The organism is Micromonospora sp. MH33, assembly GCF_003013775.1.
GTDB classification, from domain to species: domain Bacteria; phylum Actinomycetota; class Actinomycetes; order Mycobacteriales; family Micromonosporaceae; genus Micromonospora; species Micromonospora fulviviridis.
Map to the genome: position 1 here is coordinate 1 of NZ_MUYZ01000233.1, position 11,413 is coordinate 11,413.

The 11,413-nt window shown below is 74.6% G+C and carries 9 protein-coding genes and 1 pseudogene; 6 read left to right on the forward strand and 4 right to left on the reverse strand.

Going from position 1 to position 11,413, the window contains the following annotated elements:
• Together B0E53_RS26865 and B0E53_RS26870 are read right to left on the reverse strand one after the other, a co-directional pair.
• Nucleotides 1-394: pseudogene (locus B0E53_RS26865) on the reverse strand (hypothetical protein); the annotation flags it as partial.
• Nucleotides 395-435: 41 nt separating this feature from the next.
• Nucleotides 436-891, reverse strand: coding sequence for an SRPBCC family protein (locus B0E53_RS26870; RefSeq protein WP_107078581.1), 456 nt, complete (start codon nt 889-891; stop codon nt 436-438).
• A gap of 179 nt (nt 892-1,070) precedes the next feature.
• Between B0E53_RS26870 and B0E53_RS26875 the strand changes: the two genes are divergently transcribed.
• The 5 genes from B0E53_RS26875 (at nt 1,071) to B0E53_RS26895 (ending at nt 8,056) form a co-directional block, all read left to right on the forward strand.
• A complete protein-coding gene (locus tag B0E53_RS26875) occupies nt 1,071-2,876 on the forward strand; it encodes an AMP-dependent synthetase/ligase (RefSeq protein ID WP_107078587.1) in 1,806 nt (601 codons plus the stop codon).
• 14 nt (nt 2,877-2,890) lie between these two features.
• Nucleotides 2,891-4,582, forward strand: coding sequence for a GAF domain-containing sensor histidine kinase (locus B0E53_RS26880; protein WP_107078582.1), 1,692 nt, complete (start codon nt 2,891-2,893; stop codon nt 4,580-4,582).
• A 7-nt stretch (nt 4,583-4,589) separates the two neighbouring features.
• The gene (locus tag B0E53_RS26885; protein WP_007072219.1) at nt 4,590-5,258 is read left to right on the forward strand and encodes a response regulator transcription factor; all 669 of its coding nucleotides are present in this window, start codon (nt 4,590-4,592) and stop codon (nt 5,256-5,258) included.
• Between the two features lie 208 nt (nt 5,259-5,466).
• Nucleotides 5,467-6,279 (forward strand): SAM-dependent methyltransferase, encoded by an 813-nt coding sequence (locus B0E53_RS26890; protein WP_107078583.1) that lies wholly within the window; start codon nt 5,467-5,469, stop codon nt 6,277-6,279.
• Nucleotides 6,280-6,367: 88 nt separating this feature from the next.
• Nucleotides 6,368-8,056 (forward strand): bifunctional diguanylate cyclase/phosphodiesterase, encoded by a 1,689-nt coding sequence (locus B0E53_RS26895; protein ID WP_210406223.1) that lies wholly within the window; start codon nt 6,368-6,370, stop codon nt 8,054-8,056.
• A 6-nt stretch (nt 8,057-8,062) separates the two neighbouring features.
• Here B0E53_RS26895 and B0E53_RS26900 read toward each other — a convergent pair whose 3' ends face one another.
• Nucleotides 8,063-8,737, reverse strand: a complete 675-nt coding sequence (locus tag B0E53_RS26900; RefSeq protein ID WP_107078585.1) for a response regulator transcription factor — start codon at nt 8,735-8,737, stop codon at nt 8,063-8,065.
• Entirely contained in the window at nt 8,689-9,987 is a 1,299-nt protein-coding gene (locus B0E53_RS26905) for a sensor histidine kinase (protein WP_246835612.1), read from the reverse strand. The genes B0E53_RS26900 and B0E53_RS26905 overlap by 49 nt, the downstream gene beginning before the upstream one ends.
• Before the next feature lie 151 nt (nt 9,988-10,138).
• Between B0E53_RS26905 and B0E53_RS26910 the strand changes: the two genes are divergently transcribed.
• A partial coding sequence (locus B0E53_RS26910; protein ID WP_146167780.1) for an MMPL family transporter occupies nt 10,139-11,413 on the forward strand: 1,275 nt, incomplete at its 3' end.

Consider the following 11,413-nt stretch of genomic DNA (forward strand, 5'->3'; position numbering starts at 1 on the left):
CCGCCGTCGGGCCGCCCGGCCCGGCCGGCTCGGACGGGGCGAAGGCGCGCAGCAGGCTGGCCACCCCGGCGGCCAGGTCGCCGGCGCCGGTGGCGAGCCGCTCGGCGAATTCGGGACTCGGGTCGCGCAACGCCGCGATACCCCGACAGACCGGGCAGACGCAGCATTCGGGCGACCCGGTGGCGAAGCCGGCGCCGCCGCCGGACGGGGCGGACGACCCGTCGCCCGCGCCCGTGCCGCCCGGGCTGTGACCGAGGACACCCGACAGGATCCCACCGAGCGGACCCCAGGGACCGGCCCCGGGCGTGGCGGCGGCCAGCTTCGCGGTGGCCAGCAGCATGGCGACGAGGCGCTCGGCCTCTTCCCGGGCCGAACCCGGATCAGTGGTGCCCATGGTTCGGCTCCTCCAGCGTGACAACCGGGACGACGGACGGGTCAGTCAGCCGCACCGAGTGCTTCTACCCGGCGCTTGAGCTGCTTCAACGCCGCATCCATGATCATTTTCTCGGCCTTGCGGCGAAACATGCCGAGCATCCCCACGGAGAGCTCCACCTCGAGGGTGTAGGTCACCGTGGTCGTTCCGTCCGGGTTGCCGACCAGGTCGTACGACCCGCGCTGGGACTTCTGCATCTTCGAGGGCGCCACCAGGTGCCACTCGATCCGGGAGATGTCCTCGGCGTACTCGTAGGCCAGCACGTACTCGTCGGCCATCACGCCCGCGTCGATGGTGAACCGGACCTGGCTGGCGTAGCCGTCCTCGTACTCCTCGATCACCTCGGCCCGCCGCACGGCCTCGGTCCACTCCGGGTAGCGGGGGAAGTCGCAGATGACCGCCGCCACCCGGTCCGGTGACGCGCCGACGACGATCGACTGGGTGGAGGAGTCCGCCATGGGGGGAGGCTACCCGGCGGCGGGCGGGCGCGCGCCGCTCCACCCCCGCCCGTCGCGGCGCGCCGATGTCCCACCTGCCGGGCAGGCAACCTCGCTACCTCATCCCCGGGGACGGGCGGGTAGGTTTCGACTGAGCCGACCACGGCCGGCCCGGCCAGTGCGAGCACGAGGGAGTGCAGGTGCGCGAGTTCTCCGTTCCGCCGATCGTCACCGTCGGCGACGCGGCCAACCTGACCGACCCGGTCTGGAACAACGCCGAGGTCGCCCCCGAGGCCGTGCAGTTCGTCCGGCGCGCCGAGGGCACGGGCGGCGCCTGGGTCGACGTGACCTGCCGGCAGTTCCGCGACGAGGTCGTCGCGGTGGCCCGGGGCCTGGTCGCGGCCGGCGTGTCCCCCGGTGACCGGGTCGGGCTGATGAGCCGCACCCGCTACGAGTGGACGCTGCTCGACTACGCGATCTGGGCGGCCGGCGCGGTCACCGTGCCGATCTACGAGACCTCCAGCGCGGAACAGGCCGCCTGGATCCTCTCCGACTCCGGCGCGGTCGCCGTCGTGGTGGAGAGCACCGGGCACGCCACCCTGGTCGCTGGGGTCCGCGACCGGCTGCCCGAGCTGCGCGAGGTCTGGCAGATCGAGCTGGGCGCGGTCGACGAGCTGGTCGCCGCCGGCGCGTCGGTGGACCCGGCCGAGGTCGAGGTACGCCGCTCGACCCTGAGGGCCGACGACGTCGCCACCATCATCTACACCAGTGGCACCACCGGCCGCCCCAAGGGCTGCGTACTGACCCACCGCAACATCTACGCCGACATCGCCAACGCCGTGCCGGTGCTGCCGAACCTGTTCCGCCAGGGCGCCTCCACCCTGCTCTTCCTGCCGCTGGCGCACGCCTTCGCCCGGCTCATCCAGGTCGGCGTGGTGCAGGCCCGGGCCACCATGGCGCACTGCTCGGACACCAAGAACCTGGTCGGCGAGCTGCAGGAGTTCAAGCCGACCTTCGTGCTCTCCGTACCCCGGGTCTTCGAGAAGGTCTACAACGGCGCGCGGCAGAAGGCCGAGGCCGACGGGAAGGGCAAGATCTTCGACCGGGCCGAGAAGGTCGCCATCGCGTACAGCGAGGCGCTGGAGACCTCCGACGGGCCGGGCCTGGGCCTGCGTGCCCAGCACGCGCTCTTCGACAAGCTGGTCTACCGCAAGCTGCGGGCGGCGCTGGGCGGCCGGTGCCGGGACGCGATCTCCGGCGGCGCCCCGCTCGGCGCCCGGCTCGGGCACTTCTTCCGCGGCATCGGCGTGACCATCTGCGAGGGCTACGGCCTCACCGAGACCGCGCCGGCCGCCGCCGCGAACCTGCCCGGGCACACCCGGATCGGCACGGTCGGCCGGCCGCTGCCCGGCGTCACCATCCGGATCGACGACGACGGCGAGGTCCTGATCTCCGGGGAGATCATCTTCCAGGGCTACTGGCACAACGAGGCGGCCACCGCCGAGGCGGTGAGCGCCGACGGCTGGTTCCGCACCGGCGACCTGGGCCAGCTCGACGAGGACGGCTACCTCTCCATCACCGGGCGCAAGAAGGAGATCATCGTGACCGCCGGCGGCAAGAACGTCGCCCCGGCGGTGCTGGAGGACCAGGTCCGGGCGCACCCGCTGATCAGCCAGTGCGTGGTGGTCGGCGACCGGCAGCCGTTCATCGCGGCGCTGGTCACCCTGGACGAGGAGGCGCTGCCGAAGTGGCTGGCCGCGCACGGCCGCCCGGAGGCCACCAGCGTGGCCGAGCTGCGCGAGGACGAGACGCTGCGGGCCGAGGTGCAGGCCGCGGTCGACCAGGCCAACCAGGCGGTCTCCAAGGCCGAGGCGATCAAGGTGTTCCGGATCCTGCCCCAGGACTTCACCGAGGCGACCGGCGAACTGACCCCCTCGCTCAAGGTCAAGCGGCAGGTCGTGCACAAGACGTACGCGGCGGAGATCGCCGATATCTACCGGGGCTGACTACCATCCGTCAGGTGCCCGCCTCGACACCCAGCCAGCCGCCGACGCAGCCCCTCGCGGCCGCGGCGCGCGTGGTCATCCTCGCGCTGGTCGCCGCCCTGACCCTGTTCGCCACCCGCGACGCCGCCCAGCTCTGGTGGATCGCCCTGCTCGGTGTCGCCGGGCTGCCCGCCGTGCTGGCCCCGCAGCACCGGCTGCTCGCCCCGATCAGCCGCTTCGCCGAGGTGATGGTCCTGGGGCTGGCCGCCAGCCAGGTCGCCGCCGACACCCACCTCACCGGGGTGACCGGCGGGCTGGGCGCCTCGGCGGTGCTGCCGTACCTCGCCGTGCCGGTCACCGTGACCGCGCTGCGCCGCCGGTTCCGCGAGGGCGCGGCGCTGCTCGTGGTGGCGGCGGCCACCCTGCTGGTCAGCGCGGCCTTCACCGAGGTCGCCGGTGAGCCGCAGCTCGGCCAGCTCGGCTACCTGGCGGTCTGCGCGCAGTGGCTGATCCTGGCCGGCCTCGGGCTCTACACCGCCGGCACGCTCCAACGGGTGATGCGGGTCCGCGGCGAGGGCAAACCCCAGCCGTACGCGGAGGCCACCCGGCTGCTCACCCAGCTGCGCACGGTCGCCCGCCAGCTTCCCGGCGCCACCCTCGACCCGGGCGGCATCTCCGAGCACCTGCTGGAGGAGCTGCGGGTGGTGGCCAAGACCGACCGGGGCGCGGTGCTGTCGGCCAGCGGCGGCGGCCGGCTCGTGGTGCTCGCCCAGATCGGCGCGGACCGGGTGGACTGGGAGACCACGCTCGACGCCGACTCGGCCATCGCCGACGCCTGGGCCAGCCAGCAGCCGACCACCTCGGCCCGCTCGCAGGCCCGCTCCCGGCAGTCCGGCGAGGTCTCGGCGCTGATCGTGCCGCTGGTCGCCGGGGTGCGCACGGTCGGCCTGGTGGTCGTCGAGGCGGACACCGCGCACGCGTACCCGCCGCCGGTGGTGTCCCGGGTCACCGCCCTGACCGGCCCGGCCGCGCTGCGCCTGGAGGCCGCGCTGCTCTTCGACGAGGTGCGTTCGCTGGCCACCAACGAGGAACGGCAGCGGCTGGCCCGGGAGATCCACGACGGCGTCGCCCAGGAGCTGGTGATGGTCGGGTACGGCATCGACAACGCCCTGGCCACGGTGCACGACGACGCCGAGGAGACCGCCGACTCGCTGCGCACCCTGCGCCAGGAGGTCACCCGGGTGATCACCGAGCTGCGGCTGAGCCTGTTCGAGCTGCGCAGCGAGGTGGACCGGCACGGCGGCCTGGCCGCCGCCATCGCCGAGTACGCCCGCACCGTCGGCGCCTCCGGCGGCCTGCGGGTGCACCTGTCCCTGGACGAGTCCACCGCCCGGCTGCCCGCCGCCACCGAGGCGGAACTGCTGCGCATCGCGCAGGAGGCGGTGACCAACGCCCGCAAGCATGCCGGGGCGGCGAACCTGTGGGTCACCTGTGAGGTGGACCCCCCGTACGCTCAGATCGAAGTGTCGGATGACGGTCACGGCATCGGTGACCAGCGACCCGACGGGCACTACGGTCTTGCGATCATGGCCGAGAGGGCGGAACGTATCCGGGGCCGGTTGGAGATCAGGCCGCGGCAACCCAGCGGCACGACCGTGGCGGTGGTACTCGGCTCCTCGCCCCGGCGCGGTAGGGTGCGCGGCAGCGAAGCAGGAGAAGGGGAGTAACCCGAGGATGACCACTAGCCCGACACCGGCCACCCGGACCAAGGTTCTCCTTGTCGACGATCACGATCTGATCCGTAAGGGTCTGCGGCACGCCTTCGAGCGGGACCGGCAGTTCGAGGTCGTGGGCGAGGCGGCCACGGCCGCGGAGGGCGTGCGCCAGGCCGGCGCGCTCCAGCCGGACGTGGTGATCATGGACCTGCGGCTGCCCGACGGCAGCGGCCTGGAGGCCACCCGCGCCCTGCGCAAGTCCAGCGCGTCGATGGGCATCGTGGTGCTCACCATGTACGCCGGCGACGACCAGCTGTTCGGCGCCCTGGAGGCGGGGGCGAGCGCGTTCGTGCCGAAGACCGCCCCGGCCGACGAGGTGGTGGCCGCCGCCCGGCACGCCGCCTCCTCCCCCAGCGCGTTCACCGCGGCCGACCTGGCCGAGGCCATGAAGCGCCGGCTGGCCCCGTCCGGCCCGCAGCTGTCCCCCCGTGAGGGTCAGGTGCTGCGGCTGCTCGCCGACGGCATGAGCGTCGCCGGCATCGCCAAGCAGCTGTTCGTCAGCGAGTCGACCGCCAAGACGCACATCTCGAAGCTCTACGAGAAGCTCGGCGCGGCCAACCGCGCCCAGGCGCTGATGACCGCGCTGCGGCTGGGGCTGCTGGAGGCCCCGGACGCCCCGAAGTTCTGACGGCGTCCCACCAGCTCGACGCCGGAGAGGCCCCGTCCGCAGCCGGACGCGGGCCTCTCCGGCATTCCGGGCGGCCCTGACCGCGTACGGTGAGGGGCCGGACGCGTAGCGACGGCGGTCTTTGCACGGCGACGCCGGGCGGGCAGAATACCCGGGTGATCCGCGCGGCGGTGACCCCCGCGCGTCGCCGACACAAAGGGGCAAGCGCATGCAGCGGCCGGACTGGGCACCCGAGACCATCGACATCGAGCGCCCCAGCGTGGCCCGCATGTACGACTACTACCTCGGCGGCTCGCACAACTTCGCGGCCGACCGGGCCGCGGCCCGGGCCATGGTGGAGGCCGTGCCGGAGGCTCCGCTGATGGCCCAGGCCAACCGGGCCTTCCTCCGCCGGGCGGTGCAGTTCCTGGCCGACTCCGGGGTACGCCAGTTCCTCGACATCGGCTCCGGCATCCCGACCGTGGGCAACGTGCACGAGATCGCCCAGCGGATCGACCCGGAGGCCCGGGTGGTCTACGTCGACGTCGACCCGGTCGCCGTGGCGCACAGCCAGGAGATCCTGGCCGGCAACGACCGGGCCGCGGTGGTCCAGGAGGACCTGCGCCGGCCGGAGGCGATCCTGCGCCATCCCGACGTCCTGGGGCTGCTGGACTTCTCCCAGCCGGTCGCCGTGATGATCGTGGCGGTGCTGCACTTCATCCCGGACGCGGACCGCCCGGAGGAGATCCTGCGGACGCTGCGCGCGGCGCTGGCCCCCGGCAGCTACCTGGTGATGTCGCAGGCCAGCGACGACGGACGGGCCGGCACGGGCGAGCGGGCCGAGGCCGAGCGGGTCTACCGGCGCACCGACAACCAGCTCTTCATCCGCAGCCGGGCCGAGCTGTCCGCGCTCTTCGCCGGATTCGAGCTGGTCGACCCGGGTGTGGTCTGGGTGCCGCAGTGGCGGCCGGACGCCCCCGAGCAGGCGGAGAACGCCGCGCAGGCGGTCTTCATGGGCGGCGTCGGGCGGCTCGGTGGGTGACGACGGGGCCACCGCCACCACCCGCACCCGCCCCGGCGCGTTCGCCCGGGCCTGGGCCAAGGCGGTCTCCGGGACCAGCTACCTGCCGATGACCCAGGCCCAGCTGGAGGCGCTGCTCCAGCGGCTCACCGAGCGGTTGGCCCTGGCGCTGCGCGCCGACCCGTTCGACCTGCGGATCGGCCAACAGGTCGGCGCCGAGCTGGTGCAGTCGCACATCGCCTCGGCCGAGGGGCTCGGCCGCACCATCGAGGTGATCCAGCTCCGCCTGGTCCGGGACCTCGACCTGGCCGTCGACGACGTCGAGGACCGGATGGCCCGGCTGCTCGCCACCGTCGCCACCGGGTACGCCCGCGCCCTGCGCGACCGCACGCTCGACGAGCAGGAGGCCATCCGGCGGGCCGCCATGATGGCCCGGGCGCAGGCCGAACGGGCGCTGCGGGAGAGCGAGGCCCGGTTCCGGCACCAGGCCACCCACGACCCGCTGACCGACCTGCCCAACCGCACCCTGTTCACCGAGCGGCTCACCACCGCGATCACCGCGCCCGGGCGGGGCGCCGACCGGATCGGGGTCTGCTTCCTCGACCTGGACCGGTTCAAAGTGGTCAACGACTCCCTCGGCCACCAGGTCGGCGACGCGCTGCTGGTCGCGGTGGCGCGGCGGCTGCGGCGGGCGCTCGGCGAGCACCTGGTGGCCCGGCTCGGCGGCGACGAGTTCGTCATCCTGGTCGAGCGCACCGGCTGCACGGAGGACGTGGTCAAGGTGGCCGAGGCGGCCCTGGCGGCGGTGAGCGAGCCGGCGCTTGTCGACGGGCACGAGCTGACCGTGTCGGCCAGCATCGGCATCGTGGAGCGGCAGGTGGCCGGCACCTCGCCGATGGAGCTGATGCGCGCGGCGGACAGCACCCTGCACTGGGCCAAGGCTGCCGGCGGGGCCCGCTGGTCGATCTTCGACGCCGACCGCAACCGCCGCGAGCTGGCCCGCTACGCCCTCTCGGCGGCGATCCCCGCGGCGCTCGACCGGGGCGAGTTCTACCTCGACTACCAGCCGCTGACCGGGCTGCGCGACGGCCGGGTGGTCGGCATGGAGGCGCTGGTCCGCTGGTGCCACCCGGAGCTGGGCGTGCTCCGCCCGGACAGCTTCATCCCGCTCGCCGAGGAGACCGGCCTGATCGTCCGGCTGGGCAGCTGGGTGCTCGCCGAGGCGTGCCGTGAGGCGGGGACCTGGGCGGCCGGGGCGGCCGAGGCCCCGTTCGTCAGCGTCAACCTGGCCGTCCGCCAGCTGCACCGGCCCGGGCTGGTGCAGGAGGTGCAGGGCGTGCTGGGGCGTGCTGGCCTGCCCGCCGAACGGCTGCAGCTGGAGATCACCGAGAGCACCATGATGAGCGCCGTGGCGGAGCCGGTCCGTGCCCTGCGGGTGCTGGCCGACCTGGGCGTCCGGGTGGCCATCGACGACTTCGGCACCGGCTACTGCAACCTGGCGTACCTGCGGGACCTGCCGGTGAGCGAGCTGAAGGTGGCCGGCGAGTTCGTGGCCGGGTTGCGGGCCCCGGCCGACGACCCGGGCAGCCGCACCGACGAGCGGATCCTCGCCTCGCTGGTCTCCCTGGCGCACGCCCTCGGCCTGACCGTCACGGCCGAGGGGGTGGAGACCGCCGACCAGGCGGACCGGCTGCGCGCGATCGGCTGCGACGCCGGGCAGGGCTGGCACTTCGGCCGCCCCGGACCGGCCGTGCCGCACCTGGACCGCTCCCCCGCCCTGACCGACACCGCCTCCTGAAAGCGGTCAGGCCGGGGTACGCGGCCGGCGGCCGTCCTCCCCGTGCAGGTACGCCAGCACGGCCAGCACCCGCCGGTTGTCGTCACCGGACGGCGGCATCCGCAGCTTGCTGAAGATGTTGTTGATGTGCTTGTTGACCGCCTTCTCGGTGACGAAGAGCCGGGCCGCGACCGCCGCGTTGGACCGGCCCTCGGCCACCAGGCCGAGCACCTCCCGCTCCCGGGCGGTCAGCTCGTCCAGCGGCCCCGCCCCGGACCGGCTGGCCAGCAGCTGGGCGACCACCTCCGGGTCCATCACCGTGCCGCCGGCGGCCACCCTGCGCACCGCGTCGACGAACTGGTCCACGTGGGACACCCGGTCCTTGAGCAGGTAGCCCACCCCGCCGAGCCGGTCGGAGAGCAGCTCCCGGGCGTAGAGCTGCTCGACGTGCTGGGACAGCACGAGGATCGGCAGCCCGCGGATCTCGGCGCGGGCCCGGATGGCGGCCTGCAACCCCTCGTCGGTGAAGGTGGGGGGCAGCCGCACGTCGAGCACCGCGACGTCCGGGCGGTGCGCGGTCAGCGCGGGCAGCACCGACGGTCCGTTGTCGACGGCCGCGACCACCTGGCAGCCGAACGCCTCCAGGATGCGGATCAGCCCGTCCCGGAGGAGGGCGAGATCCTCGGCGATGACAACTCGCACGGCAGCTCCATGCTGATGACGGTGGGCCCACCGGCCGGACTGGTCACCACCATCGTCCCATCGAACGCGGCCAGGCGACGCCCCATCCCCGCCAGGCCGCTGCCCGCCGCCGCGTCGGCCCCACCCCGCCCGTCGTCACCGACGACGATGGTCAGCCGCCCGTCGGTGTGACCCAGCTCGACCCAGGCCCGGGACGCCCCGCTGTGCTTGCTCACGTTCGCCAGCCCCTCGGCCACCGCGAAGTACGCGGCGGACTCCACCGGGGCGGCCGGGCGGCCCGGCAGGTCGACGGTCACCGCCACCGGCAGCGGCACGGCCAGCGCCAGCGCGCGTACGGCGCCCGCCAGGCCGCGCTCGGCGAGCACCGGCGGGTGGATGCCGCGCCCCAGCCCGCGCAGCTCGGCCAGGGCCTGCCCGCTGGTCTCCCGCGCCTCGGCGAGCAGCCGCCGTACCGCCTCCGGGTCGTCCCCCATGAGCTGCTCGGCCAGGCCGATGCTCATGCTCAGCGCGACGATCCGGGCCTGCGCCCCGTCGTGCAGGTCCCGTTCGATCCGCCGCAGCTCGGCCGCCTGGGCGTCCACCGTCTCGGCCCGGGTGACGGTGAGCTGGCGGACCCGCAGTGCCAGCTCGGCCGTGCGGGTCGGCGGCAGGAAGAACCGGGCGAAGGCCAGGTGCAGCCAGACCAGCCAGCGCCCGGCGGCCAGCCCGCCGACCAGGATCAGCGCGCCCAGCGGGAAGCAGAGCAGCGCCTCGGCGAGGTTGTCGATCGGCCAGAACGGGCCGTAGCCGAAGCCGACGGTCAGGTGCAGCACCAGCGGGACCCCGAGCACCCCCTCCAGGCCGTACAGCGGCAGGGCGAAGGCGGCCAGGCAGATCGCGCCGGTGACCGCGCCGGGCAGCAGCCAGGACAGGTCGCGCCAGGTGGCCGGGTCGGTCACCACCCAGCGGAACCGCCGCCAGGTGCCGAACTGCGCCCCCGCCGGGGCCGGCAGGTAGGGCGTGGGCAGTTCGACCCCACCCCACCCGGCCAGCCGGCGGTGCAGCCCGGCGCAGAGCCGGACCAGCGCGGTGGCCACCGGGAACAGCGCGAACCCCACGCCGAACACCGGGATCAGCAGCAGCGACACCAGGGACAGCACGAAGAGCGCGACGTGCGTGGTCAACGACAGCAGGGCGATCAGCAGCCCCTGCGCGGCGGTGACCGCGCCGGGCCGGATCCAGGTGCGGAGCTGTCCGCGTACGCCGTCCACGGGCCCCATTCTGCGGCACCGGCGGCGCCGGATCGGTGGTGCTGGCACCACCCGGGGCGGCGCGCTGACACCCCTGACCCGTGCCGGCCCGGGCCGAAGGATCGGAGGTGGGGTCGCCGACCCCGCAACCGTGACGACGAAGGGAACTCGGATGTCCCCGCAACGCCTGGCCGGCCTGCCCGCCGGCCGCCGCGGCAAGTACGCGGTCCTCCTGCTCTGGCTGGCGCTGCTCGTGGCGGCCGGCCCGCTCGCCGTCAAGCTCGGCGAGGTGCAGGACAACTCGACGCTCGGCGCGCTGCCGGCCGGCGCCGAGAGCAGCCGGGCCGTGCAGCGCGCCGAAACGGCCTTCCCCGACTCGCGACACCCGCTGGCCATCGCCGTCTACGTCCGCGACACCGGCCTCACCCCGGCCGACCGGGCCCGGGTCGACGCCGACCGGGCCGCCTTCGCCCGGTACGCCGACGGCGGCGCGGTGTCCCCGCCGGTGGCCGCCGCCGACGGTCGGGCGCTGCTGCTCTCCCTGCCGGTCAGCCTCGACGACGAGCGGCGCGCCGAGGCGGTCGGCGCGCTCAAGGACCGGCTGGCCGACGACGCGCCACCCGGCCTGCGGACCGCGCTGACCGGAGAGGCCGCCGCCGAGCACGACGTCTTCGACGCGTTCTCCGGGATGGACGGCGCGCTGCTGCTGGCCACCGCGCTCACCGTCGCCCTGCTCCTGCTGGTCACCTACCGCAGCCCGGTGCTGTGGCTGATCCCGCTGGTCGCGGTGGCCGTCGCCAACCAGCTCGCCGGGGCGGTGGTCTACCTGCTGGCCCGGCACGCCGGGCTGGCCGTCGACTTCCAGAGCCAGACCATCCTCACCGTGCTGGTCTTCGGCGTCGGGGTGGACTACGCCCTGCTGCTCATCGCCCGCTACCGGGAGGAGCTGCGCCGGCACGCCGACCGGCACGCCGCCATGGCGATCGCGCTGCGCCGCTCGGCCGGCGCGGTCTGCGCCTCGGCGGCGACCGTCGCGATCGGACTGCTCTGCCTGCTCGCGGCCGACCTGCCGGCCACCCGCGGCCTGGGTCCGGTCGGCGCGGTCGGCATCGCCGCGGCGCTGCTGGCCATGACCACCCTGCTGCCGGCGGTGCTGGTGCTGTGCGGCCGGTGGCTGTTCTGGCCGTTCGTGCCCCGGTACACCCCCGGCGCCGGCACCCGGGACCGCGCCGCCGACCACGGGGTGTGGCGCCGGATCGCCGGCCTGGTCGCCGGCCGGCCCCGGGTGGTCTGGCTCGGCACCGCCGCCGCGCTGGCCGCGCTGACCCTGGGCATCGGCAACCTCGGCCTGGGCCTGCCCGACGACGAGTCGTTCACCACCGAGGTCGGCTCGGTCGCCGGGCAGCGGCTGATCGCCGCCCACTACCCGGGCGGCTCGGCCGCGCCC

Bases quoted from the DNA above. Each gene is read 5' to 3' on its own strand.
- B0E53_RS26885 (WP_007072219.1), top strand. From the start codon at position 4,590: ATGACCACTAGCCCGACACCGGCCACCCGGACCAAGGTTCTCCTTGTC.
- B0E53_RS26895 (WP_210406223.1), top strand. From the start codon at position 6,368: ATGACCCAGGCCCAGCTGGAGGCGCTGCTCCAGCGGCTCACCGAGCGG.
- B0E53_RS26870 (WP_107078581.1), bottom strand. From the start codon at position 891: ATGGCGGACTCCTCCACCCAGTCGATCGTCGTCGGCGCGTCACCGGAC.
- B0E53_RS26890 (WP_107078583.1), top strand. From the start codon at position 5,467: ATGCAGCGGCCGGACTGGGCACCCGAGACCATCGACATCGAGCGCCCC.